At 34.4% G+C, this 26,254-nt stretch carries 26 protein-coding genes and 3 pseudogenes; 20 read left to right on the forward strand and 9 right to left on the reverse strand.

All coding sequences use genetic code 11. From position 1 onward, the window contains the following. Nucleotides 1-10 precede the first annotated feature (10 nt). The 5 genes and pseudogenes from GKR88_14245 (at nucleotide 11) to GKR88_14265 (ending at nucleotide 2,942) form a co-directional block, all read left to right on the forward strand. On the forward strand, nucleotides 11-361 hold the full coding sequence (locus GKR88_14245; protein QMU65337.1) for a transposase: 351 nt from the start codon (nucleotides 11-13) through the stop codon (nucleotides 359-361). 22 nt (nucleotides 362-383) lie between these two features. Next, nucleotides 384-1,337 (forward strand): DDE transposase, encoded by a 954-nt coding sequence (locus GKR88_14250; protein ID QMU65338.1) that lies wholly within the window; start codon nucleotides 384-386, stop codon nucleotides 1,335-1,337. Nucleotides 1,338-1,367: 30 nt separating this feature from the next. Then, nucleotides 1,368-1,520, forward strand: a pseudogene (locus GKR88_14255) (IS982 family transposase). A 208-nt stretch (nucleotides 1,521-1,728) separates the two neighbouring features. After that, nucleotides 1,729-2,097: a hypothetical protein gene (locus GKR88_14260; GenBank protein ID QMU65339.1), complete on the forward strand. Its 369-nt coding sequence runs from the start codon at nucleotides 1,729-1,731 to the stop codon at nucleotides 2,095-2,097. A 182-nt stretch (nucleotides 2,098-2,279) separates the two neighbouring features. Continuing rightward, nucleotides 2,280-2,942: a methyltransferase gene (locus tag GKR88_14265; GenBank protein QMU66729.1), complete on the forward strand. Its 663-nt coding sequence runs from the start codon at nucleotides 2,280-2,282 to the stop codon at nucleotides 2,940-2,942. A gap of 31 nt (nucleotides 2,943-2,973) precedes the next feature. Here the strand turns inward: GKR88_14265 and GKR88_14270 are convergent. Continuing rightward, nucleotides 2,974-4,343, reverse strand: a pseudogene (locus GKR88_14270) (saccharopine dehydrogenase). A gap of 79 nt (nucleotides 4,344-4,422) precedes the next feature. On the opposite strand from GKR88_14270, the gene GKR88_14275 reads away from it, so the two are divergent. The 10 genes from GKR88_14275 to GKR88_14320 all read left to right on the forward strand — a co-directional run bounded on the left by GKR88_14275 (nucleotide 4,423) and on the right by GKR88_14320 (nucleotide 14,714). Beyond that, nucleotides 4,423-4,806, forward strand: coding sequence for a DUF423 domain-containing protein (locus GKR88_14275; protein ID QMU65340.1), 384 nt, complete (start codon nucleotides 4,423-4,425; stop codon nucleotides 4,804-4,806). Nucleotides 4,807-5,391: 585 nt separating this feature from the next. Further along, complete coding sequence (pckA, locus tag GKR88_14280) at nucleotides 5,392-6,993, forward strand: phosphoenolpyruvate carboxykinase (ATP) (GenBank protein ID QMU65341.1); 1,602 nt, start codon at nucleotides 5,392-5,394, stop codon at nucleotides 6,991-6,993. Between the two features lie 95 nt (nucleotides 6,994-7,088). Then, nucleotides 7,089-8,195, forward strand: a complete 1,107-nt coding sequence (locus tag GKR88_14285; protein ID QMU66730.1) for a DUF2891 family protein — start codon at nucleotides 7,089-7,091, stop codon at nucleotides 8,193-8,195. Next, a complete protein-coding gene (locus tag GKR88_14290; protein ID QMU65342.1) occupies nucleotides 8,188-9,420 on the forward strand; it encodes a divalent metal cation transporter in 1,233 nt (410 codons plus the stop codon). Before GKR88_14285 ends, GKR88_14290 begins: the two co-directional genes overlap by 8 nt. 17 nt (nucleotides 9,421-9,437) lie before the next feature. Continuing rightward, complete coding sequence (pxpA, locus tag GKR88_14295) at nucleotides 9,438-10,151, forward strand: 5-oxoprolinase subunit PxpA (protein ID QMU65343.1); 714 nt, start codon at nucleotides 9,438-9,440, stop codon at nucleotides 10,149-10,151. Between the two features lie 2 nt (nucleotides 10,152-10,153). After that, nucleotides 10,154-10,879: a 5-oxoprolinase subunit PxpB gene (gene pxpB, locus GKR88_14300; protein ID QMU66731.1), complete on the forward strand. Its 726-nt coding sequence runs from the start codon at nucleotides 10,154-10,156 to the stop codon at nucleotides 10,877-10,879. Continuing rightward, entirely contained in the window at nucleotides 10,876-11,712 is an 837-nt protein-coding gene (locus tag GKR88_14305) for an allophanate hydrolase subunit 2 family protein (GenBank protein QMU65344.1), read from the forward strand. The genes pxpB and GKR88_14305 overlap by 4 nt, the downstream gene beginning before the upstream one ends. A 545-nt stretch (nucleotides 11,713-12,257) precedes the next feature. After that, nucleotides 12,258-12,803, forward strand: coding sequence for a crossover junction endodeoxyribonuclease RuvC (gene ruvC / locus GKR88_14310; protein ID QMU65345.1), 546 nt, complete (start codon nucleotides 12,258-12,260; stop codon nucleotides 12,801-12,803). 10 nt (nucleotides 12,804-12,813) lie between these two features. Then, nucleotides 12,814-13,965 carry a radical SAM family heme chaperone HemW gene (gene hemW / locus GKR88_14315; protein ID QMU65346.1) on the forward strand — a complete coding sequence of 384 codons (1,152 nt, stop codon included), beginning with the start codon at nucleotides 12,814-12,816 and terminating at the stop codon, nucleotides 13,963-13,965. Then, a complete protein-coding gene (locus GKR88_14320; protein ID QMU65347.1) occupies nucleotides 13,962-14,714 on the forward strand; it encodes a cyclase family protein in 753 nt (250 codons plus the stop codon). The genes hemW and GKR88_14320 overlap by 4 nt, the downstream gene beginning before the upstream one ends. A gap of 34 nt (nucleotides 14,715-14,748) precedes the next feature. Here the strand turns inward: GKR88_14320 and GKR88_14325 are convergent, their stop codons facing one another. The 3 genes from GKR88_14325 to tag all read right to left on the reverse strand — a co-directional run bounded on the left by GKR88_14325 (nucleotide 14,749) and on the right by tag (nucleotide 18,386). Continuing rightward, the gene (locus GKR88_14325; GenBank protein QMU65348.1) at nucleotides 14,749-15,135 is read right to left on the reverse strand and encodes a hypothetical protein; all 387 of its coding nucleotides are present in this window, start codon (nucleotides 15,133-15,135) and stop codon (nucleotides 14,749-14,751) included. Nucleotides 15,136-15,753: 618 nt separating this feature from the next. Next, entirely contained in the window at nucleotides 15,754-17,784 is a 2,031-nt protein-coding gene (locus GKR88_14330) for a dihydrofolate reductase (protein QMU65349.1), read from the reverse strand. A gap of 41 nt (nucleotides 17,785-17,825) precedes the next feature. Further along, on the reverse strand, nucleotides 17,826-18,386 hold the full coding sequence (tag, locus tag GKR88_14335) for a DNA-3-methyladenine glycosylase I (GenBank protein QMU65350.1): 561 nt from the start codon (nucleotides 18,384-18,386) through the stop codon (nucleotides 17,826-17,828). Nucleotides 18,387-18,758: 372 nt separating this feature from the next. On the opposite strand from tag, the gene GKR88_14340 reads away from it, so the two are divergent. After that, nucleotides 18,759-19,190: a hypothetical protein gene (locus tag GKR88_14340; protein ID QMU65351.1), complete on the forward strand. Its 432-nt coding sequence runs from the start codon at nucleotides 18,759-18,761 to the stop codon at nucleotides 19,188-19,190. On the opposite strand, the gene GKR88_14345 is transcribed toward GKR88_14340, so the two are convergent. Next, a complete protein-coding gene (locus GKR88_14345) occupies nucleotides 19,155-19,676 on the reverse strand; it encodes a dihydrofolate reductase (protein QMU65352.1) in 522 nt (173 codons plus the stop codon). The genes GKR88_14340 and GKR88_14345 overlap by 36 nt on opposite strands. A gap of 332 nt (nucleotides 19,677-20,008) precedes the next feature. Between GKR88_14345 and GKR88_14350 the strand changes: the two genes are divergently transcribed. From GKR88_14350 to GKR88_14365, 4 genes are all read left to right on the forward strand, one after another. Beyond that, nucleotides 20,009-20,305 (forward strand): glycoside hydrolase, encoded by a 297-nt coding sequence (locus GKR88_14350; GenBank protein ID QMU65353.1) that lies wholly within the window; start codon nucleotides 20,009-20,011, stop codon nucleotides 20,303-20,305. Between the two features lie 191 nt (nucleotides 20,306-20,496). Then, on the forward strand, nucleotides 20,497-20,694 hold the full coding sequence (locus GKR88_14355) for a transposase (protein QMU65354.1): 198 nt from the start codon (nucleotides 20,497-20,499) through the stop codon (nucleotides 20,692-20,694). Between the two features lie 74 nt (nucleotides 20,695-20,768). Further along, complete coding sequence (locus GKR88_14360) at nucleotides 20,769-21,635, forward strand: IS3 family transposase (protein QMU65355.1); 867 nt, start codon at nucleotides 20,769-20,771, stop codon at nucleotides 21,633-21,635. 117 nt (nucleotides 21,636-21,752) lie between these two features. Beyond that, a complete protein-coding gene (locus GKR88_14365) occupies nucleotides 21,753-21,995 on the forward strand; it encodes a hypothetical protein (GenBank protein ID QMU65356.1) in 243 nt (80 codons plus the stop codon). Between the two features lie 131 nt (nucleotides 21,996-22,126). Here GKR88_14365 and GKR88_14370 read toward each other — a convergent pair. The 4 genes and pseudogenes from GKR88_14370 to GKR88_14385 all read right to left on the reverse strand — a co-directional run bounded on the left by GKR88_14370 (nucleotide 22,127) and on the right by GKR88_14385 (nucleotide 25,970). Continuing rightward, nucleotides 22,127-23,292 (reverse strand): IS3 family transposase gene (locus GKR88_14370; protein QMU65357.1). Its coding sequence is split into 2 segments (ribosomal slippage): nucleotides 22,127-23,043 and nucleotides 23,043-23,292, totalling 1,167 coding nucleotides; the frame shifts between segments, so codons are not numbered across the junction. A 375-nt stretch (nucleotides 23,293-23,667) separates the two neighbouring features. Further along, entirely contained in the window at nucleotides 23,668-24,480 is an 813-nt protein-coding gene (locus GKR88_14375) for a carboxypeptidase-like regulatory domain-containing protein (protein ID QMU65358.1), read from the reverse strand. 439 nt (nucleotides 24,481-24,919) lie between these two features. Further along, nucleotides 24,920-25,438, reverse strand: a pseudogene (locus tag GKR88_14380) (IS1595 family transposase). 28 nt (nucleotides 25,439-25,466) lie between these two features. After that, nucleotides 25,467-25,970 (reverse strand): IS3 family transposase, encoded by a 504-nt coding sequence (locus tag GKR88_14385; GenBank protein QMU65359.1) that lies wholly within the window; start codon nucleotides 25,968-25,970, stop codon nucleotides 25,467-25,469. Between the last annotated feature and the right edge of the window lie 284 nt (nucleotides 25,971-26,254).

Here is a 26,254-nt window from a genome sequence, read left to right on the forward strand (position 1 = left end):
AAAAAGGAGGTTGGATACTTATATAGATTTACTAAAATTAATTTTACCAGAGTTGTTAGTTGAACATTTTGATTTGTCAAAACATAGTGTTGAAAATGAAGTGATGCATTTGTATTTTGAAGAACGTAACATAGTTCCCAAAGAAGAATCAGAACGTATCTTGATAGCTCACGGATTTCATAAAGAGCTTACCATTCAAGACTTTCCATTACGAGGCAACACAGTATATCTTCACATTAAACGTCGTAGATGGTTAGATAGGAAGACCAAACAAATTGTACAAAGAGATTGGAATTTAGTAGCACAGGGGACTCGAATGACAGAGCAGTTCGCTGCTTTTTTAAAAGAAATTAGTAGATAGAGAAACCAGTGATTGTAGAACTATAGGTAGATTTTACGGAGTTGATGGTAAAAAACTTGGACGTCAATATCGTGATTATTTAAGTGAGTTTAAACAATGGAAACAAAAAAAACATGCTAAAGAGTGGCATGTTTTTCCTGAAAATATAGGTGCTTATTTATCTATTGATGAAACAGCATTGTCTAAAGGAGAACTCTACACCATTATTACCAATAAAAAAGCCAAAGGTAAAAAAGGAGCTATTGTAGGGGTTTTTGCAGGCACTAAGATAGAACCCATTATAGAACAGTTACTTAAAATATCCTCTAAAAAAAGAAACAAAGTCAAAGAAATTACACTAGATATGGCGAACTCTATGAAAAATATAGCCAAAACATGTTTCCCTAAGGCCATACAAGTAACTGATAGATTCCATGTGCAAAAACTAGCTCTAGAAGCGCTACAAGATATTAGAATAAAACATCGATGGAATGCAATAGACCTAGAAAATGACCTAATCAAGTTAGCAAAAACAAAAGGTAAAGAGTATCAACCTGAGATATTTGACAATGGGGACACTAGAAAACAACTCTTAGCTAGAAGTAGATATTTACTCTATAAATCTCCTGAAAAATGGACACAAAATCAATATCTAAGAAGCAAAATACTTTTTGAAAAATATCCTGATATTCAAAAGGCTTTTAACTTAAATCAGAGCCTTAGAAATATATTCAATACAGCTAAATCAATACAAATTGCATATACAAAACTAGCACATTGGTATAATGATGTAGAAAAATCTGGTTTTAAAGCTTTTAATACAATAGCAAATACAATTTCTATAAATTATCGGTCAATACTCAATTATTTTATCAATCGGAGTACAAATGCTTCTGCTGAATCTTTTAATGCTAAGATTAAAGCCTTTAGAGCGCAGTTTAGAGGTGTTAAAAATGTAGAATTCTTCCTGTTCAGATTAACACAAATTTTTGCCTAAAACACAACAATTAGTCTTGATCCATTATATGACCAGTTTATGATTCGAAGAAACTATGCTAAAACTTTTGAAGGATTTAAAACAAGAATAATATCTAAGATATCTGCTTTAACTGTAATTCAATACATCAACAAATTTTTCTTTGATAGAAATATCAACAATATTAAAATCAGCATTATTTAAAATGCACAACAGGTGTTATTATTATTTTTTACTTTAAAAAAGCTTTTTTTACAGACTTTTAACCGAAACTTTCCAGCTTTAAAACTTTTACATTTTCCAGCTTTTACAATCATAGTAATTCTTATTTGACATTAGTAATAATTGTTGTTATATTGTTACTGTTTTATGGTCCGCAATCTAAGAAAATAAAATTACAAATCAAAAGATAATGAAAAATATATTTTCAAATATTAAAGAAAGAGTAGTAGAAATTGCTGAAAAACAATCGATTACTAAGGAAGAATTTTTTAGTAGTATAGGAATGACTTCAGCAAATTTTAGGGGAAAAGCAAAAAACTCTCCTTTAAATTCCAATGCTATCGTAAATATAGTTACAAAATATCCCGATACAGATCTTCACTGGTTGCTATTCGGAGATAGTAATTTGGCGGAAGAAGAACCATTAAAACAGTACAAATCACCAAACAAAGCTTCAGACGATAAAGATAAACTGATCGAAGTATTATTAGAACAGATAACAGAATTAAAATCAGATAAAGAAATACTTAAGAAATTATTAGGACTTCATAACGAATAGCTGCCATATTATTTTTATTTTCTTTAAAAAATGGCATCTCCTTAACTTTAAAAGTGTTTTTTACAGATTTTTAACCCGAAACTTTTACATTTTTCAACTTTAAAACCGCATCCTATACAATTTTGAAAAAACCTCAACCATTCCAATTTAAAAAATTTGCTATCCATCAGGATAAAACGGCTATGAAAGTGGGAACAGATGGTGTTTTGCTAGGTGCCTGGTGTTCAATAGACCACAGTCCGAAAACAATTTTAGACATAGGTTCCGGAACAGGGGTTATTACATTGATGCTCGCTCAGCGTTGTAGTAATGCGATTGTTAATGCCGTAGAAATTGATAAAAAAGCGTATCAACAATCAGTAGAAAATTTTAAACGATCAAACTGGAGCCACCGGTTATTTTGTTACCATAGCGCTTTTCAGGATTTTACCCAAAAAATGGTAAAAGAAGCATACGATCTCATTATTTCCAACCCTCCTTTTTATTCGGATGCCTACGAAACAAAAGATACTGCAAGAAACAAAGCCAGGTTTACTTCATCTCTGTCGTTTCGGGAATTGATTACAAGAGCAACAAACCTGCTTTCTGCAACAGGGAAATTTGCCGTCATTCTTCCATATAAAGAAGAACAAAGGTTTATTGCATCTGCTTTGGAAAATAAGTTATTTCCAAATAAAGTTTGCAGCGTAAAAGGAACCCCGTATTCCAGAACCAAACGGAGTTTGTTAGAATTTTCTTTTGGAAAAAAAGAAATAATAGAAGAGCAGTTGATTATTGAAACTGCCCGCCATCAGTATACTCAAAAATATATGGAATTGACAAAAGGTTTTTATTTAAAATTATAATTGTTATTCAGCTAATACTCCATCCCTTTTTTTACCCTGCTATATTTTCCGGATTGTACCCCAAATAGGGCACTTTTTTTCGTAAAATTGAATTCCATATGCTTCCAATTCCCGTAAAATAGGAACATACACTTCTTTAGTGATAGGAATTTGAACACCCGGAGTGGTAATCTCTTTATTTAATATCTTTAAAGAAGCAATCGCAACAGGTAACCCTACTGTTTTAGCCATGGCAGTAAAAGTTTGATTTTCTCCTTTTACTATCAGGCTGCTTTCTATTTGACGTTTTTCACCATCAATTTCATAACCGAATTTATGATGCATCACAATCATGTCTTTGTCCTCTTCTTGTAATGTCCAGGAATCAGATACTATTTTTTGCAGCATTTGCGCCGGGGTTGCATTTTTCAGACCTATTTTTTTATTAGGATTGAAGAGGTCTAGCTCAACTAACTTATCCCACATTACATCATCTTGATCGATTTTTAAATAGGAACGCAATTTTAACTCTACGGAATCATTTGGAGAATAGGCTAAAAACAAGTTTACAAAATCACGATAACTCATATTTTCAGAACCTTCTATGGTATACGTGTCGTCTGTCATCCCCAGTTGAATAAAAATATTCCAGGCCCTGGAAAAACCAACTTTTCTGATAGTACCTCTATACATGGTTGGAATGTCTTCCAAACCATACACATTTCTGTATTTCAGTGAGTCGCGATTTGCATACGCTTCAAATTTTTCATTTCCATTTAGTGTTAAAAATTCTGTTCTCCGAAATAATTTATGGTAAGGAATATACTTATAAGTACCTTCCTGAATAAACATGGCAGCAGTACCTTGCCCGGCAATAACTACATTTCGGGGATTCCAGGTAAATTTGTAATTCCAAAGATTATCATCACTCTCAGGAGCTACCAACCCACCCGTAAAAGATTCAAATAACAAAATTTTTGCGTTATTATCCCGAATCCTGTCAATGACTTGCATTGCACTCATGTGATCAATTCCGGGATCCACCCCCATCTCATTCATAAAAATCAACCCTTTCTTTTTGACCTCTGCGTCCAACGTTTTCATTTCCTTAGAAACATAGGAAGCAGTTATCATATGCTTGCCAAATTCAACACAATCTTTTGCCACTTGAATGTGAAACCTTGCAGGTAACATGGAAATGACCATATCCGCTTTTTGAATTTCCTTTCTTCTTTGCCTTTCATCAAAAATATCAAACACCAGGGCAGTAGATCTCGGGTTTTTCCCGGCTCTTATTATGGCATTTTCAATAGAAACGTCTGCAATTGTAATATGTAAATTTTCCTGCTGCGATTTTTTTTGAAGGTAATCTATCAAGTAAGAACTCGATTTTCCGGCACCGATAACTAAGATGTTTCTCATCGCAGAATTGTATTATTTTTGTTGTATATAACGAAAATATAAAAAAACACCATTTTGTAGTTTTTTTTTTCGAATGAATATGAGCAAAAATTTAAGCATTACTGCATTATTAGGATTAATGGCTATTATATTAGGCGCCTTTGCAACACATAGTGTAAAAGAAAAGCTAGTGCCCGATGCTATGGAAAGCATACAAACGGCTATCCGTTATCAGGTATATCACGTACTGGTGTTACTTTTTATAAATACCTATAAAGAGTTTTCAAAAACGTTTAAAAATAACTTAAGCATTCTTTTCTTTCTGGGGATATTCTTCTTCTCAGGTTCTATTTACACAATTTATTTACTCAAAATTCCTGCAAATAGTATCTGGTTCGTTACTCCCTTAGGAGGATTATTATTTGTACTGGGATGGTTCTTGCTATTTTTTCATTTTGTAAAAAAAGTAATTGACAAAAAATAAAATGTCTTTATATATTCCTTGAATCCAACATTACTACATTATCACATTGAACTCATTTGAACTTTTTGGATTTAAGCGAAAATTAGAAGTTTTTAGATATGTTGAACAGGGTAAACGCATTAAAGTTAACATGTTTTTAATCAATACTTTATGATTTTTTGATCCAAGTTAACCTGTAATTATTTTCAAAAAAATGAATAATCATTAAAGGTAAGTTTAAAAAATTACGAATAAAATCCATTATTAAATGTCAATTCTTTAATGAAAAATTAGTTTTACTGATATATTCATAAAAGTTTAATGCGTTTGCCCTGATATGTTGAAAGCTTTTTTGAGTTGTATAACAGCGCTACGGAAGGAAAAAAAGATAAAAACAGAGCTAAAAACAGCAATTTTTTAGCAAATTGAAAAAGTTTAAATGAGTTCATTGTTACATTTTTAAAATTCTTCAACCTTTTAATCTTTTAATCTTTCAATTCATTAAATATCAATAAAAATAATGAAGAAAAAAACCGTATAGACAATGTTGTGTAAAAAATATCCCTAATTTTGCCTTACAAACAAACTTAACTTAAAAATTAAGAAATGGTAAGCCTAGATACGAAAACGTTTTCGTTAATCCATTCGGGGATAGAAAATGCCACCGTGCACTATCAGCTAATTCCCGACGAATTACACGCAATTACATTAGAGAAAAAGCAGGGAAGAGTATCGTCTTTAGGGGCTCTTGCAGTGAATACAGGTGAATTTACCGGTAGATCGCCAATGGACCGTTTTATTGTGAAAGATGAAATTACCAAAGATGAAGTCTGGTGGGGAAATATTAATATTCCATTTGATCCCGATAAGTTTGATTCACTATGTGACAAAGTAGTTTCATACCTGTCAAATAAAGAAATTTTTGTAAGAGATAGCTATGTGTGTGCAGACCCGAATTATCGGATGAATATCCGTGTTATTAACGAATATCCATGGAGCAATCTATTTGCTTATAATATGTTCTTGCGCCCCACAAAAGAGGAACTTACAAATTTTCAACCGGAATGGACGATCATCAATGCTCCCGGTTTTATGGCAGATGCAAAAGCAGATGGAACCCGGCAGCATAACTTTGCCATTTTGAACTTTAACAAAAAAATAGCACTGATTGGAGGAACCGGCTACACTGGAGAAATTAAAAAAGGTATCTTTTCCGCATTGAACTTTATCCTTCCGGTATTCAAAAACACACTGCCAATGCATTGTTCTGCAAACGTTGGAAAAAAAGGAGATACCGCCATATTTTTTGGATTATCAGGAACAGGAAAAACAACCTTATCCGCAGACCCCAAACGTAAATTGATCGGAGATGATGAACATGGCTGGACAAACGAAAATACCGTGTTTAATTTTGAAGGAGGATGCTATGCAAAAGCAATTGATCTTACAGAAGAAAAAGAACCGGAAATTTATCGTGCCATCAGAAAAGGAGCCATTCTGGAAAATGTAATGATGGATGAAAATGGTGTGGTAGATTTTACAGATATATCTATAACTCAAAATAAACGTGTAAGTTACCCAATTTATCATATTGATAATATTCAGGAAGGATCAATAGGAAGAAACCCCAAAAATATTTTCTTTTTAACAGCCGATGCATTTGGCGTATTCCCTCCAATTTCCAAATTAACTCCAGGCCAGGCGGCTTATCATTTTATTTCCGGTTACACGGCTAAAGTTGCAGGAACAGAAGCGGGTGTTACAGAACCTCAACCCAGTTTTTCAGCTTGTTTTGGAGCACCTTTTATGCCATTACACCCGGTGAGATATGCAGAAATGTTAAGTACAAAAATGCAGGAAACAGGTGTTACTGTCTGGCTGGTAAATACGGGTTGGACCGGAGGGCCTTACGGAATTGGTCATCGAATGGCTCTAAAATATACCCGTGCGATGATTCATGCTGCAGTAGATGGGAGCCTGGAAGAAGCAAACAAAGATAACTATCATATCCATTCTGTCTTTGGAGTACAACAGCCGAGAATATGCCCCAATGTTCCGACAGAAGTGTTAAGCCCCAGGAAATCATGGCGTAATGATGAAGGATATTATAAGACAGCTCAAAAATTAGCAGATTCTTTTAAATCTAATTTTAAAAAGTTTGAAACATATGCCGATGAAGAAATAATGGCCGGAGGGCCATTGGTTTGAATTTAATCACTTTTCATAAAAAGCATCTTGAATTATTGAGGTGCTTTTTTTATGGAATCTTTTTTCTACTTTTAACCTGAATTATTACCTTAATGATGAAGCACTTATCTATTATCTTAGCTACTATTTTGTTATGGACGTGCGATGATGTGGTTCAAAAAGAAAATAAAGTTACTTTAACGGAACAAATTAAGATTCCCGAATTAAATTTGGAACAGGCCGAAAGGTTAGTTACTTTGCCCATTAGTTGTATTCAAGTGGAATTTCCCAATAAACCGGGACAAACAATAGGGGGAGTAGAAGATCTCCAATCACCAAAAGAGCTACACCCTGCCTTTTATGGTTGTTTTGACTGGCATTCTTCTGTACACGGACACTGGAGCCTGGTGTCTTTGCTGAAACGGTTTCCTGCCTTAAAAAATGCTTCTGAAATCAAAGCCCGGTTACTTCAGAATATCTCAAAGGAAAATATAGAAAAAGAAGTTGCTTATTTTCATGGAAAACACAATAAAAATTACGAGCGTACCTATGGTTGGGCCTGGCTGTTAAAACTGGCAGAAGAGCTTCATACCTGGGACGATGAAACGGCACGACGGTTAGAAAATAACCTGCAACCGCTAACGGATGTAATGGTTTGGAAGTACATCGACTTTTTACCAAAATTAAACTATCCGATTAGAGTAGGAGAGCATACGAATACGGCATTCGGCTTGACTTTTGCCTGGGATTATGCGGAAACACTGAAAAATCAAGCTCTAAAAGATATCATTGAAAAAAGAGCAAGGGAATTTTATACAAAGGATGTTGAATGCCCCATGTTGTGGGAGCCCAGCGGATACGATTTTCTTTCCCCTTGCTTGCAGGAAGCGGCCATTATGAAAAGAGTATTGCCAATATCGGAATTTAAAACGTGGTTTGCCTCGTTTTTGCCACAATTAAAAGATAAAAACTATACACTGCAGGTCGGTAAAGTTTCCGACAGAAAAGATGGTAAACTGGTACATCTGGATGGGGTGAACTTTTCCAGGGCCTGGGCCATATATGATATTGTAGAAGGTCTTCCGGAATACGATCATTTAAAAAATATTGCTAACAAACACATCAATTATTCATTGCCAAACCTTGTAGGGGATAGTTATGAAGGCGGGCATTGGTTAGGAAGTTTTGCCATTTATGCTTTAAACGCTGCAAATTATGATTAAGAATTTGTACAAACATACCGGGCCGGGAACACTGGTTGCCGCTGCTTTTATCGGGCCGGGAACCGTGACCTTATGTACACTGGCAGGAGTGCATTTCGGGTTTGATTTATTATGGGCAATGACTTTATCCGTCGTTGCTACCATTGTGCTACAGGAAATGGCAGCGCGTTTGGGAATTGTCTCTCAAAAAGGATTGTCGGAAGTAATTAAATCGGAAATTAAAAACCCAGTCATTAACCAATTGATACTCTTGCTAATTCTTTTAGCGATTGTTATCGGAAATGCTTCTTATGAAGCCGGAAATATCAGTGGAGGGATTCTGGGGCTTGAAGCCGTTTTAGGATCGTTTTCAATAACCATTTTCGGTGCTGCGATTAATATTTTTAGTATCATTATCGGATTATTGGCATTTATGTTATTATATATCGGGGATTACAAGTTTTTAGAGAAAGCACTGGTTGCTTTAGTAGTCGTAATGAGTGTCTCTTTTATCATTACTGCCTTCATAACGAAACCTGATCTTTTTGATATTCTGAAAGGAGTTTTTATTCCAAAATCACCTAAAGGAAGCTTACTGACAATTATAGGGTTAATAGGTACTACGGTAGTGCCTTACAATCTTTTTTTACATGCGTCTTTAGTAAAAGAAAAGTGGAGTAAACACGAAGATTTAAAAGCCGTTAGAAAAGATACCGTGATTGCTATTATTTTAGGAGGCTTGGTTTCCATGGCAATCATCATTTCGGCAGCTTCTATTACCACAGGAGAAATTTCCAACGCTATTGACCTGGCCCAAAGCTTAGCTCCTTTATATGGAGATTTTTCAAAATACTTTTTGGCAATCGGACTGTTTGCCGCGGGAATCACTTCAGCAATTACAGCCCCATTAGCAGCTGCCTATGTGGCCAAAGGTTGTTTTGGGTGGAAAGGAGGCTTAAAATCTAAAAAATTCAGAACCGTTTGGATATGTATTCTAATGCTTGGAGTCGTATGTTCTTGCCTTGGTATCAAACCCATAGAAATCATCAAATTTGCCCAGGTAGCTAACGGCATTTTACTACCTGTCATTGCGGGAGTCTTGCTGTGGGTTGTCAATAAAAAATCTGTCTTGGGAGATTTTGTAAATTCAAAACTTCAAAATATACTAGGAATTGTCATTCTGATAGCAACTGTTTTTTTAGGGTTAAGAGGGCTTGATAGCGTTTTTGGATTTAGTTTATTTTAATCTTAAAAAACAAAATATTGAAAATTGATTTAAATTGTGATGTAGGAGAAGGGCTAAACAATGAACATCTGCTGATGCCGCTTACCTCTTCTTGTAATATTGCCTGTGGCGGACATGCAGGATCGGTTGAAATAATAGATCGGGTGATGGAGCTTGCCATTAAAAATAAAGTAAAAACAGGAGCACATCCTTCATTTCCGGATCGAATCAATTTTGGAAGAAAAGTGATGGGTATTTCAAATAACCAATTACAGCAGAGTTTAGAAGAACAAATGCAGCTTTTTAAAGAAAGAGCAATTTTTCATCATACGCAGGTTCATCATATAAAACCACATGGAGCTCTGTATAATTTGGTTGTTGTAAACCGGGAAAAAGCAGAAGTCGTTTGCAAAGCTATTCGAAATGTTTTTGAAAAGATAAAAATATACGCCCCTTACCGCTCTAAGGTTGAAGAGGTAGCGCAGGAATATGAAATTGAAGTCGTATATGAAGCTTTTGCAGACCGTAATTATAATGACGATTTAACGTTGGTTTCAAGAAGTGATCCTCATGCGGTTTTAACGGATCCGGGAGCAATAATCACCCATGTTTCCGGAATGCTAAACAAGTCAAAAGTAAAAACGATTAGCGGCAAAGAACTCATGATAAAAGCACAGACATTCTGCGTTCATGGCGATAATGAAAATGCAATTGCTATTTTAAAAGCATTGCATCAATATTTAGATATGTGATGGTGAGTAAAAATTTGTATCAACTTACATATAAACCTTTTGGAGATAGTGCCATTTTGATTGAATGGCCTGCAAAAACGGATGAAAAAATCATTAAAGATATTATCCGTTTTGAAAGCATCATTTCCAACAACCAGAATAATATAGATACCATTATTGCTTACCATTCCCTAACTGTCAAATATCAAAACAGTATTGATTTTGATTTTCAGATTTCGCAACTAAAGGAGTTGTATTTGTTAAAACGGGAAAATCAAACTCAAAAACAAAGAATCTGGCAAATTCCTGTTTGTTACGACATGATATTTGGACCGGATTTGGGAGCGATTTCCAAATTGAAAAGGATTTCCATTGCTGAAATAATTCAATTACATACTTCACCGGATTATTTGATTTATTTTCTCGGTTTTCAACCCGGATTTCTTTATTTGGGAGGATTGCATACAAAAATTCATATGCCAAGAAAACCCAACCCCAGGCTGCGGGTAGCAAAAGGTACTGTCGGAATAGGAGGTGCACAAACCGGCGTATACCCTCAGGATAGTGCAGGCGGTTGGAACCTCATAGGCAAATCGCCTGTCAATTTTTTTGACGTTACAAAATCGCCACCTTGTTTTGCCAAAGCCGGAGATCGGGTTCGGTTTCACGCTATTGATTTGGAAACCTTTTATGAAGTAGAAGAAAAGGTAAAACAAGGAGTTTTTCAATTAAAATTTCAGGAGCTATGATCAAAGTATTGAATCCCGGAATGTATACGTCAATACAAGATAAAGGGCGCTTTGGTTTTGCAAAAATGGGAGTCGCAGCGGCCGGAGCGATGGATGCATATGCCGCTGAACTCGCAAATGTATTATTGCAAAACGATTCGAAAGATGCAATTTTGGAAATCACTTTCGGGCAGGGGGTCTTTGAATTTACAACAGCTACATTTTTTTCTTTAACAGGAGGAGATTTTTCTCCAAAACTAAACAGTCTTTCCATAGCATTAAACAGAGTATATTTTGCTGAAAAAGGGTCTATCCTGTTTTTTGAAAGACGACATTACGGAGCCAGAACTTATTTGGCCGTTCAGGGAGGTATCCGATCGACTATTGTTTTTGGAAGCAGGAGTTTTTCTCCCGGAATTACAAAGCCCAGATTGGAGAAAGGCGATGAATTGAATATAAAACCCACAACCGCTACTCCCAATGACCGGTTTTCTAAAGTCAAGATTCAAAAGAACCACTTTATATCCCCCGGTTTAGAATGTTCTCCCGGTCCGGAATTTGATCGGTTAAATAATAAGCAAAAACAACAATTATTCGAATCTTTTACAATTTCCGAAGATAACAATCGCGTGGGGTATAGATTAAACGAACCCGTTAAAAACGATTTACAACCGATCTTAACCTCTGCCGTACTGGCGGGAACAGTACAACTAACACCTTCCGGAAAATTGATCGTATTGATGAGAGATGGCCAGGTAACGGGAGGATATCCCAGAGTATTACAGTTATCAGAATACGCTATCTCCAGGCTGGGGCAGAAAATTACCGGAGAGAAAATTCAGTTTAAAGTTTGAAAGATCCTAATTTTTTATATTCGTGAAAAATTTTAGTAAGCGAACTCATTTAAACTTTTTGAATGTAAGCGAAAATTAGAAGTTTTTAGCTCTGTTGAAGGATTTTTTGAGTTGCATAGGCAGCGCTACAAAGGAAAAAAAGACAAAAACAGAGCGGAAAACAGTAATTTTTTAGCAAATTGAAAAAGTTTAAATGAGTTCAGCGTGAAATTTAAAAGAAGGCTTGGCAAACAAAAAAAGTCGAATCCAAAAAAAGGGTTGATACTGGTTATTTTATTGATTGTAGCCTTGCTCTTATGGTACAATGCAAAAAGAATTATAGCCACCTTTTTTATTTGGAAAGAAACCAATTAAAAACCCTATTAAAGTAGGGGTGATAAGTATTTAACTATAAATTTTTCTTATAGTTATAAATAAATAAAATTGATAGTATTATTAAAACCGAAACTTGGAACTTTCAAACTTTAAACAGTATGATAACCTCCATGAGAATTTGTTTAGATTTGTATCATCCGAGCGGTTAAAAACAAAATCATATATTGAGTATGGAAAAAATCATTTTAGGTATTGATCCGGGAACTACCGTTATGGGATTTGGATTGATTAAGGTCATGGGAAGTAAAATGCAATTTATTCAAATGAATGAATTACAACTTCAAAAATACGACGACCATTATGTAAAACTTAAATTGATTTTTGAGAGAGCTATAGAGCTGATAGATACATATAATCCTGATGAAATAGCCATTGAAGCTCCTTTTTTCGGTAAAAATGTACAATCGATGTTAAAACTGGGCAGGGCTCAGGGTGCCGCCATTTCAGCAGGATTATCCAGGGAAATTCCAATTACCGAATACCTGCCTAAAAAAGTAAAAATGGCTATTACCGGAAATGGAAATGCCAGCAAAGAACAGGTAGCTAAAATGTTACAAAGTTTACTGGATTTAAAAACGTTACCCTCAAATTTAGATGCTACCGACGGTTTGGCTGTTGCAGTATGCCATTTTTATAATGCAGGAAAAGTTGCAAAAGAAAAAAGCTATACCGGTTGGGCAAGTTTTGTAAAGCAACATCCAAAAAAAATAACATAAACCATTCATCATCGCCGGAATTTATATTCATATCCCGTTCTGTAAACAAGCGTGTTACTATTGCGATTTTCATTTTTCCACCTCTTTAAAAAAGAAAAAGATGCTTATAGAGGCATTAATAAAAGAAGTTCAACTTCGTAAAGAGGCATTAAACAATCAAATGGTAACAACGATTTATTTTGGCGGCGGAACACCGAGCCTATTGAGTACTTCTGAACTGGAAGCTATCATCAATAGTGTTTACAGTTATCATTCCGTAATTAAAAATCCTGAAATTACACTGGAAGCAAACCCGGATGATCTTTTATCATTTCAAAAATCATCGGGAACCGTTTTTGAACATTATAAAACAATCGGTATTAATCGTTTGAGTATTGGCATTCAATCTTTTTTTGATGATGATTTACAATTGATGAATCGTGCTCATAAGGCATCGGAAGCCATAAATTGCCTGACAACGGCAACCCAACATTTTGACAATATTTCCGTAGATCTAATCTATGGAATACCGGGAATGACCAATAAAAAATGGATAGATAACATTCGCAAGGCTTTATCTTTTAAAATTCCGCATATTTCCAGTTATGCATTAACTGTTGAACCTAAAACAGCTTTGAAAACCTTTATTAAAAAAGGGGTAATTCCACAAGTAAATGACGCACAGGCGCAAGAGCAGTTTTACCTGCTGGTTGATGTATTAGAACAGCATCATTTTATTCATTATGAATTATCCAATTTTGCAAAAAAAGGTTTCTTTAGTGAAAACAATTCAGGATATTGGCAAGGAAAACCATATATAGGAATCGGGCCGTCAGCACATTCTTTTGATGGGAAAAAGCGAAGTTGGAATATTCATAATAATGCAAAATACATTGCCTCTTTGAAAGAAAACCGGCTTCCGGCAGAAGAAGAAATATTAACGGTTACGGATGGTTATAACGAATATATAATGACAGGTTTAAGAACTATGTGGGGAGTATCACTACAAAAAGTAGCAAAAGATTTCGGAAAAACATACCTAACATATCTTATAAAACAGTCAGAAAAATATATTTTGGAAGAATTGTTGTATATTGAAGGAGAAACATTAAAAGCCACTGCAAAAGGAAAATTTTTATCTGACGGCATTGCATCTGATCTTTTTAAATTAAACCTGTCTTGAGAGCACATATACAATACCATTCCAAAAAATATACAATCGACTTATCAAAACCTATCGATATTTCCATTGCCATAGATCCGGAAAAGCAAAATGTAAATGCCTGGCATATCGGTCCTCCGGAGATATATCCGGTAGCTACAGATGAATGGATTGGAAGTGTTGCCAAAGGAGCCGATGTAAATTTTAACATGATAACATTTAATCCGCATGCTCATATTACACATACCGAAACAGTTGGGCATATTACAGAAAAAATACATTCTATCAACCGGAATTTACGGCAATACTTCTTTCTGTCCGAAGTCATAACAGTTGCTCCGGAAGCAGAAAGTGGCGATTTTTTTATATCTAAAAAACAACTGCAATATGCACTGGGAAATAAAAAAAGAGAGGCCGTTGCCATTCGTACCATTCCAAATACGGAAGATAAAAAAACGTTGCAGTACTCAAATACCAACCCTCCTTATGTGTTAGAAGATGCAACCATTTATTTAAGAGAAAAAGGCGTCAAACATTTATTGGTTGATCTGCCTTCTGTGGACAAAGAAAAAGACGGAGGGAAATTAGTAGCGCATCATGCTTTTTGGAATACCGCCGGAAAATTGCGATTAGATGCTACCATCACGGAATTTATTTTTATACCAAATGCCGTTGAAGACGGAACGTATTTTCTAAACCTGATGATTGCTCCTTTTGAAAACGATGCAAGCCCCAGCAAACCTGTATTATACCAAATTATAGATGATTAAAAAAATCTACAGGGCGCCTCTAATAAAAAAATTGCTAATCATCCAGAATCGCTTTGATGTTGGGTTTGAAATAATTAGGGCCTTTTAACACCTTTCCGTCTTCCCGATATATAGGCTTTCCGTTTTCACCCAGCTTGCTCATATTGCTTCGTTGAATTTCATTAAATACCGCTTCTATTTTGTCCTGCATTCCATGTTCCAGGATGGTACCACATAAAATATACAGCATATCCCCCAGCGCATCAGCTACTTCCTCCAAATCATTATTTTCTGCAGCTTCCAAATATTCTTCATTCTCCTCTTTCATCAAATTAAAACGAAGCCTGTTTCTTTCCGAACCGATATTAGCTGTAGGTGTCTCTTTAATTCCCAGATTAAAAGCCGTGTGAAATTCACGTACGGCAGCGATTCTTTTTTTCATTTTATCTATATATAATTCCTACTTATTTTTCCGTTTTTATTGAACTCGTTTAGACTTTTTGGGTTTAAGCGAAAATTAGAAGGTTTTAGCTCTGTTGAAGGTTTTTTTGAGTTGCATAGGCAGCGCTACGGAAGGAAAAAAAGATAAGAACAGAGCAGAAAACACCCATTTTTTAGCAAATTCAAAAAGTCTAAACGAGTTCATTATTTTGATCGCCATATATGACTGTTTTTCAATATCTTATTAAAGAGGTTTTTAGTTCTGAAATTTTTTGAAAAAAACTTGAAACCTAAAACCTTTACACTTTCCAACTTTCATACTTTCAAACTATTGACAACCCCCATTAAGAATTGTAACTTTACCAAAAATACAAATTATGTTTACGACAGGCAGGATAATTTTCATGGTGCTATTTGTTATCGCTTTTATTGGTTTAATGATTATAAGTTATAAGAAAGATGCCAAAAAGCACCGAAGTTATTATAAAAACACTGCGAAAAAAGTGGCCATATACAGTATACTTGTGATTGCTATTTTTGTGCTTTTGCGTTATTTTACCAGTAACTAAACTGCAAATAATACCGTTTCCGATAAAATACTTAACCCGATAAAAAATGGCTATTGATCAGGTGTTAAAAAATTATAATTTTTCGAATAAAATAGCATTTGCTCTTCGAAATCTTTAGGTTGATTTATAGAAATTTCAGTAATATTACCATCGTCATCGGTAACAGGCTTCAATACCGGATTTACAAAACCACTGTAGGGTGCCGAGGTAAATTGCTTATTACGATTGAGGATATCTTTGTGTATCTGTTGGTCTACCTTTACACCATATCCTTCTACCAGTGCTTTTGCTGCTTCAAAATCACCTTCGGATTTGATACGTTGTGTTTCTCTTAATAAACGTCCAAAAATTTGACGTAACTTATCATAATCGTTGATATTGAAATAGGTTTTTCCATTTTTCATCACTTTTTCAATTACATTTTCTTTTGCTCCCTGTTCAAAAGCCCAGGCGGAAACCCACTGGCGGTTTACCATATGGTCTTCTTCAACATCATCTCCTAATTTAAGCCTGATTAACTGTGTCAATAATCCATTTCTGATATAGCCGTCATAAGCTGCCATTCCTAATTTTTTCCAATCATCTGTCAGACCTAATTCCTGTATTTTGGGATCCATTAAATAATAGAGTCCAACCAAATCAGCTCTTCCCTCTTCCATGGTAGAAGCATAGTGTTGCAACGTTTCTTTAGGTTGCCCCACCCCTTCATTAATAACTCCGGACGCATGCCCTACCACCTCATGTAAAGCCGTGTGTAACTTATCTGCAGTCTGGCCATATGCTAATTCCAAATCTATTTCTTCCTGGTCATGTGCAAATTCTTTTAATCTTCCGGAACCTCCGGCATTATTGTACGCTGCAATAATATTACCTAATGAAACAGATTTCGAGCCGTGTTGCTGACGAATCCAGTTGTTATTTGGTAAATTGACTCCAATGGGGGTACTGGGTGATGCATCTCCTGCTTCTCCTGCTACATTTACCGTTTTATATGAAACACCAACCACATTTTCCTTTTTGTGTTCATCTTGCAGAGGCGAGTTGTCTTCAAACCATTGTGCATTCTCAGATAATACGGCCATCTTACGGGACATATCAAAATCTTTTATCTCTACTATGGTTTCATAAGAACCTCTATATCCTTTCGGATCATTATATACTTCTACAAAACCATTAATCCAGTCAATATTTCCTTCTGTTGATGTTACCCAAGCTATACAGTAGGCATCCCACGTATCCAGGCTCCCTGTTTTATAATAGCTTACCAACAATTCCAATGCTTTTGCCTGTTTTTCATTCTCTGCCACTTCTTTTGCTTTTGCTAGCCATCCGATAATTTGATCTATGGCACTGCCATACATACCACCGGATTTCCATACTTTCTCCACCAGTTTTCCATCCTCTCTTACCAATTTGGAGTTTAATCCTGCTTCTACAGGCATTCCTTCAGGGCCTCTATATGCTGTTTTGTAGAATGTAACCACATCTTCATCGGTAATATCCGGGCCGTAAAAATTAACTGCAGATGCCAAAATATTGTCAACACCTTCTTTTTTATTTACCTTTTTATTGTCCACATCATTAAACAGTATATCAACAATTTCTTTAGCCAATGCCGTATTTGATTCTTTTAATAGAACATCTTCAAAATAAGCTTTGCTGAATCCGGGTTTTATTTTATCATTTGAATAGTGATGATGAATTCCGTTTGAAAACCAAATTCTTTTTAAATAGGTTTTAAAAGCTTTATAGTCATCGGTGTTTTTATCACCCGGAAAATGAGCATTGATATTTTCAAGAGCTGTTCTGATGGTCAAATTATACCGATAATTCTGATCCCACATGATATCTCTACCTGCCAAACCCGCCTGAGTTAAATAGTACACCAGTTTTTTCTCTTTAAGTGTAAGTTCATCAAACCCCGGTATTTGGTATCGCAATATCCTGAGGTCAGCAAATTGTTCTGCTACGTGGTCGAATGGATCATTATTAGTAGCTTTTGTGTCAGCCTTTTTATCTTGATTACAAGAAAATAAAATAACACCAACTACCAGGGCAAGAATGATTTGTTTTAATTTCATTTTATGATTGGTTTTAATTTGGTCTGCAAATGTACTATTTTTTATACTTCTTTGTAGCGAAAGCAATCTGTTGTATGGTCATTTACGATTCCCACTGCCTGCATATATGCATATATTACCGTAGATCCTACAAATTTAAATCCTCTTTTTTTTAAATCTTTTGAAATGATATCCGATACTGCTGTAGTAGCCGGTACTTCTTCCTTCTTATGAAATGCATTTACAATGGGTTTTCCGTCAGTAAACCCCCATATATAGTTGGAGAAAGTTCCAAATATCTCTTGTATTCTCATAAATGCTTGTGCATTAGATATCGTTGCTCTGATTTTTAGCTTGTTTCTGATAATTCCTTCATTCCGGAGCAATGACTCAAATTTAGATTCCGGATATACTGCTATTTTTTTATAATCGAAATGATCGAATGCTTCTCTGAAGTTCTCTCTTTTCTTAAGAACCGTTATCCAGCTTAAACCTGCCTGAAAAGTTTCCAATATCAAAAACTCAAAAAGACGATCATCGTCATAGACAGGTACTCCCCACTCTGTATCATGGTATGCATTATATAACGGATCTTCACTTACCCAAAAACACCTTTTCTTCATTGATTTAATAAATTTTAATAGGTTTAATCTTTGTTTTACCTGTTGTTTACATACAAACTCATTTTGACTTTTTCTATTTCCGGAATAAGCCAGGTAGCATATATTTTTGATTTTATAAATATAAGGAGGCCTTTGCAAAATAGTGATATATTCTGTATTGAAATTGATTTGACTTCAAATTTCTTCTTTCTCGAAAATTTTAAATCCTCAAAACCAATGGGTTATTCCGGTTGAAAATTTTCTTCGGGCGTCGAATTTTTTTGTCAAATCAATGCTGCAAAGGTCTCAATATAAGTTTTCCTTATAAAATGTTAAAGTTTTATGATAAGTGGTATTTTTTTCGGAACTTTATAAAATTAAAATTAGTTGACTATGAGGTATATCGTTAGAATAACAGGTATCTTTTGTGTAGTTTTATATATTTGGAATTGTAGTTCTTCTCAGATAGAGACCAAATCGAAAAAAGAAGAACCTGTCGTTATTGCAAACGACAGTTTAGAGTATGAAATTATAATTATTGATGTAGGTTTTAATACCTATTTGAATACTATTGCAAAACCGCCGGGATATCATAACCAAACCTATTTGGAATTAAAAAACAGAAATTATGTAATTGCCTGGAATTACAGGGCTAGAAATATCCCCAGATTTAATGAAGGTATCTATGAGAATGAGATAAATTATGATCCTTCTATTGACTATGGATATGATGTAAATTACAAATTGTTTAATTATTTTGAATTCGCGCAGCGGAAATATAACATCAGATTAATTCCCGGTTACTCCCTTCAAAACCTCAGGTAGTTCTTTCATATAAGAAATAAAACTGTAATCGTATTTGTTTTTAGCGTCGGCTTTGAAATCTTGTTTGGAGGCCACCTTCCATACGGTTTCATCTATTTCCGGAAAAAACACATCGGCATCAAATCTCTGATGAATTAAAGTGATATCCAATTTGTCAACCAGATCTCTTTCAATACATTGCTTATATATGGCCGCACCTCCAATAATAAAAATTTCAGATGGCCCGTCAGCAATTTCTATACCTGTTTCAATACTATTTACTACCAGGCAACCTTTTTGTTCATACAACTTATTTCTTGTAACTATAATGGTCGTTCTGTCAGGTAAGGGTTTTCCAATAGATTCAAAGGTTTTTCTTCCCATAATAATATGACTGCCTGTAGTTACTTTCTTAAACCTCTTCAGATCAGCCGGTAAATGCCAAATTAAACCATTGTCTTTACCTAGTTCATTTCGGGTACCAATAGCTGCAATAATCGTTATCATTTTGTATTGTAACTTGAATTTACCTTTTTAACTTGAAACTTTCAAACTTTTGACTACATAAAACAACCTCCAAAATCTTCAAAAAAACAAAATTACCATAAATGTTTTTGAGATTTGATATTTTAGATAAGTTTTCAGTCAAAATAACCGATATACGAAATCGATAGAGGGAAAAATATCATAAATAGTTAGAAAAACACAACTGATTTTTGTAAAAATGAATATAAAACAACTGCTTTTTAAGAAAATAATAATTCTTTTAAAACATAGTACATCTAGTTTGTATAAGTGATTTTGTTCTTTACATTTGCCCGAAAAATAAACAAGTAATTATGGCTATTAAAAAACAATTTTTAAAAAGCAAACCCATTTGTAAAGTAACTTTTTCAGTTGAAGCTAAAGAAGCTAAGCATGTTTCCGTAGTAGGAAATTTTAATGATTGGAATACAAGTTCTACCAGCTTGAAAAAACTTAAAAACGGTACCTTCAAAGGAACTGTGGATTTGGAAACCGAAAATTCATATGAATTTAGATATGTTGTGGACGGTACATATATAAATGACGATCACGCCGACGGATATGTTTGGAATGATTTTGCTGCCGCAGACAATAGTGTCTTAAATGTATAGTTAAGAATCTCCGCTTTTAATTAAGAATTTTAAATTAAAAGACGGGGATTCGTACTCGTATTAGAATTAAGAATCAAAACAGTCATGGTTTTTGGTTGCAGAGTCAATAGGTTTAAATAATGACATTATAATTCCCCCAAAAAATCGGACAGTAATTTAAGTTAGATTTTTAATTATAAATTTACTGTATCATGAGTAGAAGAAGATTCACGTCAGAGTTTAAATTCAAGGTGTTTTTAGAATCCTTGAGCGAGCGTTATACGATTCAAGAGTTGGGTCGTAAATATGAGATCCATCCAACCCAAATTACCAATTGGAAGGCTCAATTTTTAAAAAATGGTCAAGCTGTATTTGATCGTCCGGTAAAGGATTCAAAAACAGAGTCATAAGAGAAAGAAGATCGTTATTTAAAGAAGATCGGTCAGCAAAAGATGGAGATTGATTTTTTAAAGAAAGCCTTGTCATGAATAAGAGTTCAAAACAGCGTAAAGAACAGGTTGACAAGGCAAGTAAGCTGTCTATTGTAAAGCAATGTGATTTATTACAAATTCATCGTAGTAGTGTGTATTACATTCCAAAGGGAGAGAGTTCATTGAATCTGGAGATCATGAGATTGATAGATGAGGAGCATCTGCTTCACCCATGGCTTGGAGTTCCTCGTATAACTACTTGGCTCAATATGGATAAGGGTTATAAGATCAACAAAAAGCGCATAGAACGCCTTTACAGACTCATGGGGTTGTCTGCCGTTGGCCCCAAGCCTAATACTTCCAAAAGAGGTAAAGGGGCTTTGCATAGAATCTATAAGTACCTGTTGAGTAAGTTAAAGATTAGACATTCCAATCAAGTGTGGGCAATGGATATTACCTACATTCCAGTTCAGGGAGGGTATTTGTATTTATGTGCTATTATAGACCTTTACAGTCGTTATGTAGTGGGTTGGTCATTATCCAACACGATGACAAGTAACCGGTGCAGAGAAACCTTACAAGAGGCTATTGAAAAACATGGAAAACCAGAGATTCTCAATACAGATAAGGGGAGTCAGTTTACTGCCTATGAGTTCTGCGATTGGGTAACTCATCCTGATAGAGCCATCAAGCTCAGTATGGATGGTAAAGGAAGAGCTATTGATAATATTTTCATTGAACGATTATGGCGTAGTGTCAAATACGAACATGTATATTTGTTTCCAGCTAGTGACGGTAGAGAATGTTATAGAGGTTTAAAGGAGTATTTCGAGTATTACAATACACAAAGAATACATCAAAGTATCGGTAATCAACATCCTCAAACCATTTATCAACAAACCCTAAAAATAGCAGCATGAGATATGATGATACTTTGGGGAGTTATTCACAAAAAATGAGAGTTATCAGTCTCCTCCCGGACCCCCCTCTTTCAACATCATTATCTCATTTAAGTTTTAATAAAATCTGTCCTATCAATGGGGGGAATTATAGTAGCATTTCTTAATTCCAGTTTTGGGCAATTACAACTGGAAAGAATATCAAGCGGTTCAATATTACAAAGTATCAGGTCTTCTGACTTGAAAAAAATTATGGTAATCCTTCCGCCGATAGATGTTCAAATCAAAATTGGTTCGGAAATAAAAAATGCTGTTTATGCAAAAGCGGAAACTAGAAAAAAATTGAAAAATGCAGATAAACAAATCGGTAAATTACTATAAACAATGCAAAGCATTTACACCAAGACTGATTGACAAACTGAATGGAAAATGTACGATCTTATTTCGTAAACTAGCAGTATTACTAAGCTCGCTACAAACTCTGGATATGCAACAAAAAATGGTACAAAAAGTTAAGCTACATTTTTGATTTGATATAATTTTTCAAATTCGATGATATTTTTGTAACCAAGAGCAGAATGTCTTCTGTATCTGTTGTACCAAGTTTCTATGTATTCAAAGACTTTAATTTGAAGACTTTTGTTGGATATAAACTTATTGTCTATCATTAGTTCTGTTTTGATTGTTTTAAAAAAAGATTCAGCTACTGCATTATCCCAACAGTTTCCTTTTCTACTCATACTGGGTGTTACATGATAACTTTTAAGGATATTAACAAACGCATGAGATGCGTATTGTACACCTCGATCAGAATGAAAAATCATACCTTCACAAGGCATTCTGTTGTTTACAGCCATTCTCCATGCAGCAATGATAGTTTGTCTTGCTTTGAGTCCATTGCTCAAAGACCAACCAATGACTTTACGATCAAACAGGTCAATAATTACCGTTAAGTACAGCCATCCTTGTGCAGTCTTTAAATAGGTAATATCAGAAACCCATTTCTGTGCAGCAGCGGTAGCTTTAAAATCTCTATCCAATACATTATCAGCTACTGGATATTGATGCTTAGAATCTGTCGTGACAACAAATTTCTTTTTACGAACTGCTTTAATCCCGTGTTTTTTCATCAATCGTGCTACCCTAGACCTAGATACTTTAAACCCTTTAGCTTTGAGTTCCTCTGTAATTCTAGGACTTCCATAAGTAGATTTACTTCGCTCACAGATACGGTGAATCTCAGAGAGTAGCATACGATTTTTTCCATCTCTATCTGATGGAACATAATTCTTACTCCTGTAATAACTGTTTCTACTAATTTTAAAAATTTTACACATCTTCCCAACCGGATATTCTCTACTGTAATCTTTGATAAATTTCAATACTTCCGATCGCTCTTGGAGAAGATGCTCACGGCCTTTTTTAAGATATCCCGCTCCATGGTAACATCCTTGAGCTGTTTACGTAATCGCTCTAACTCTTTCTGATCTTCTGTGAGTTGTTTGACGCCATTACCGCTAAAAGCTAAATCAGGACGCTGTTCTAATTCTCTACGCCATCTGTAAATAAGATCTGCACTGATTCCCAATTCCATGGCAATCTGCTTTGTGTTACCTCGTACATTGCTTAATTCTACTGCTTTAATTTTAAACTCTTTACTGTATTTTCTTCGTTTCATATGGTTAAGTTATTTTAGATAAAATTAGCTTAACTCTTTGTCACTCTAAATGTAGCAAGTCCACTCTTTAATTCGGCTAAAATTATCGTTTAAGTAATTATCTTAAATATCTGTTAAACTCTTATATATACCGTAACACAACAAATTTTATACAGTCTTATGTGTAGAAACAAATTATAAACCTAAAAAATATAATAAGATGATAAATAGTAATATTTCCATAAAAAAGAACCAGAATGAAGCCCTAAATTCCAAAAGATTAATTTGGAATACCAGAAGAAATTATAACTATAAGTTTAGAACGGCTTACTTTAGTTAGTTACAGCATAATTAGTTAGTTTTTAATAGTGAGAAAGGGTTAAAATAGTTAATGTTTTAGCCTTTTTTCTTTTTTTCGGGAAGCTTGCTTCGCTCTATTTTACCCTTTTTAAGAGCTTTGTAATTTTCATAACAATCAAGAATAGCTTCAATCATTTGCAGGTCACTGGCTTTTTTAGTAAAATAATCGGAATAATTACAGTCAGATATCAGCTCCATCAGTTCTTGCCTATCCATTTCCAGGTATTCCATCATAATTTCACGGTCAAATTTACCGGCCATAATTTTACGTAAATTATCTTCCTTCTTTATTTTTTGAAGTTTTTGAAGTTGTTTGGGCTTTTTCCCAAAATGATTATATAAAAAGTCTACCGGTTGAAACAATGCAGTCAAAGGAGATTTAAAATTTCTTGCTTTAAGCCGGCCGATTTCATAGGTCTGTGGTAGTCCGTTTATTCTTATTCGTGTAAATTTATCTTTGGGAACCTGTTTTACATCAATCTCCAAAACACCTATAAGTTTGGTTGATTTAATAATGACCTCTTTTACTTCTTCTGCTTTCTCGTACAACTCTATTAACAATTCATTTCCTTTTAATAGATCATTCGTAACTTTAATTTTAATAGAGGAATAACCTAAATAAGATACAATAATCGTATCATTTGCCTTAGCACTAATATCGAATAATCCTTTGTCATTGGTAATAGTACCCACTACGGAATTTAAATTCAAGATATGAGCAGCACTCAATACTTTTTTATCCAAGGCATCTATAACCTGGCCTTTTAATGATTTTATTTCTAAAGAATCTGTTTGTGAAAAGACACCGGTTGAAAAAAGGATAAGAAAAAATAGTAGAAGTTTTCGCATGTACAAATGTAACGATTAGCGCAACAATTTAAGTTAATAAACTGTAAAAAAGAAATGGATTATCCATTATAAGAGGGCAAATTCTGTTACTACAATTTTTAATGCTGCTTTTCTCATCATCTTTAAATCATTAAAAAAAGGGCAGTATATTACAATTATACTACCCCTGAATTTTATTGTTTAGTGAAATGTATATAACTAATTTTAGGTTTAAGGACTGTTAATGTCATTTTATCATCTCCCAGACTGTTTATCTCATATTCAACTATTTCCCCTAGATTATACACATCACTACTTACAGCAACTAATTTAAGAAAGGTAAGTTCTAGCCCGCTTGTAGAAAAACTATTGCGAATCGAGTAAGTAAATTCCTCTGTTGGTTCTCCGGTGTAATATTGATAACAAGTACCATTACTTTCAAATTTATAGAGATCAGTAGTTAGTTACATATAATTTCACTTTGATAAATTTTATCACTCATGACCATTTTAGTTATTAAGTTATTGAATATTGTGTTTTTGTTTTGCGAGCGATTAATTCTAAAACAAAACTCATTAAAGTATCGGTTTAGATTAAACTCACTTACCCAAGAATAAGTTGTCCTAATCCATGATTTTATTTGATGAATCATCGTATGTAAGGCTTTAAAGTTTAATCCTTTGTCGCTATCAATCTGGGTAATGTTATAGGCTTTTGCAATAGGCCTGTAGCCTTTCCATTTGTGAGTGATTACTTGAGCCTTTCTATCAATATGCTTAATGAACATATATTGCAACGATTGTGCAGAAAAATCTTTGATGTTTAAAGCATACATACGCTTTACTTTGCCCTGGTCTGTGAACTCAACAGCAGTAATAGCCTTCTTTTTCTTAGCATCATAACTACGACCTATCTTGTTTTGCTCATAACCACCCAACACAAATTCATCAACCTGTACATGACCATCCATAGGGTTATGGATATGCAACAAAAAATGGTACAAAAGGTTAAGCTACATTTTTGATTTGATATAATTTTTCAAATTCGATGATATTTTTGTAACCAAGAGCAGAATGTCTTCTGTATCTGTTGTACCAAGTTTCTATGTATTCAAAGACTTTAATTTGAAGACTTTTGTTGGATATAAACTTATTGTCTATCATTAGTTCTGTTTTGATTGTTTTAAAAAAAGATTCAGCTACTGCATTATCCCAACAGTTTCCTTTTCTACTCATACTGGGTGTTACATGATAACTTTTAAGGATATTAACAAACGCATGAGATGCGTATTGTACACCTCGATCAGAATGAAAAATCATACCTTCACAAGGCATTCTGTTGTTTACAGCCATTCTCCATGCAGCAATGATAGTTTGTCTTGCTTTGAGTCCATTGCTCAAAGACCAACCAATGACTTTACGATCAAACAGGTCAATAATTACCGTTAAGTACAGCCATCCTTGTGCAGGCTTTAAATAAGGTAATATCAGAAACCCATTTCTGTGCAGCAGCCTTTAGATTAGCAAATAGAAATAATTACTTAAAATAAAAACATAATAGTTATGATGAAATTTCTTTTTTTGCTTCTTTTTTTCTTTGTTAATAACTCTTATTTTGTTGATAACCAAAAACACAAAAGAACGGAGTGAACTTTAGCGGCCAGCTAGCTTTTTAGAGCCATCCCCCGTATTAGTCTCCGTTCTTTTTAAAAGTTACTTAGAACCATATAGAATTTCAGTTTCTGCCCTTATTAAAGGTCTTAGTTTAAGTAACTATTATTAATATCTAATTACAA

It is taken from the genome of Flavobacteriaceae bacterium (assembly GCA_014075215.1).
Taxonomy (GTDB): Bacteria; Bacteroidota; Bacteroidia; order Flavobacteriales; family Flavobacteriaceae; genus Polaribacter.

Coding starts and splice junctions, on each gene's coding strand:
- GKR88_14265 (QMU66729.1), top strand. CDS start 2,280: ATGAAAGTGGGAACAGATGGTGTTTTGCTAGGTGCCTGGTGTTCAATA.
- pckA (QMU65341.1), top strand. CDS start 5,392: ATGGTAAGCCTAGATACGAAAACGTTTTCGTTAATCCATTCGGGGATA.
- GKR88_14260 (QMU65339.1), top strand. CDS start 1,729: ATGAAAAATATATTTTCAAATATTAAAGAAAGAGTAGTAGAAATTGCT.
- GKR88_14360 (QMU65355.1), top strand. CDS start 20,769: ATGAATAAGAGTTCAAAACAGCGTAAAGAACAGGTTGACAAGGCAAGT.
- GKR88_14375 (QMU65358.1), bottom strand. CDS start 24,480: ATGCGAAAACTTCTACTATTTTTTCTTATCCTTTTTTCAACCGGTGTC.
- GKR88_14330 (QMU65349.1), bottom strand. CDS start 17,784: ATGAAATTAAAACAAATCATTCTTGCCCTGGTAGTTGGTGTTATTTTA.
- GKR88_14355 (QMU65354.1), top strand. CDS start 20,497: ATGAGTAGAAGAAGATTCACGTCAGAGTTTAAATTCAAGGTGTTTTTA.
- GKR88_14340 (QMU65351.1), top strand. CDS start 18,759: ATGAGGTATATCGTTAGAATAACAGGTATCTTTTGTGTAGTTTTATAT.
- GKR88_14365 (QMU65356.1), top strand. CDS start 21,753: ATGGGGGGAATTATAGTAGCATTTCTTAATTCCAGTTTTGGGCAATTA.
- GKR88_14290 (QMU65342.1), top strand. CDS start 8,188: ATGATTAAGAATTTGTACAAACATACCGGGCCGGGAACACTGGTTGCC.
- GKR88_14325 (QMU65348.1), bottom strand. CDS start 15,135: ATGAAAAAAAGAATCGCTGCCGTACGTGAATTTCACACGGCTTTTAAT.
- GKR88_14305 (QMU65344.1), top strand. CDS start 10,876: ATGATCAAAGTATTGAATCCCGGAATGTATACGTCAATACAAGATAAA.
- GKR88_14285 (QMU66730.1), top strand. CDS start 7,089: ATGAAGCACTTATCTATTATCTTAGCTACTATTTTGTTATGGACGTGC.
- GKR88_14275 (QMU65340.1), top strand. CDS start 4,423: ATGAGCAAAAATTTAAGCATTACTGCATTATTAGGATTAATGGCTATT.
- ruvC (QMU65345.1), top strand. CDS start 12,258: ATGGAAAAAATCATTTTAGGTATTGATCCGGGAACTACCGTTATGGGA.
- tag (QMU65350.1), bottom strand. CDS start 18,386: ATGAAGAAAAGGTGTTTTTGGGTAAGTGAAGATCCGTTATATAATGCA.
- GKR88_14345 (QMU65352.1), bottom strand. CDS start 19,676: ATGATAACGATTATTGCAGCTATTGGTACCCGAAATGAACTAGGTAAA.
- GKR88_14350 (QMU65353.1), top strand. CDS start 20,009: ATGGCTATTAAAAAACAATTTTTAAAAAGCAAACCCATTTGTAAAGTA.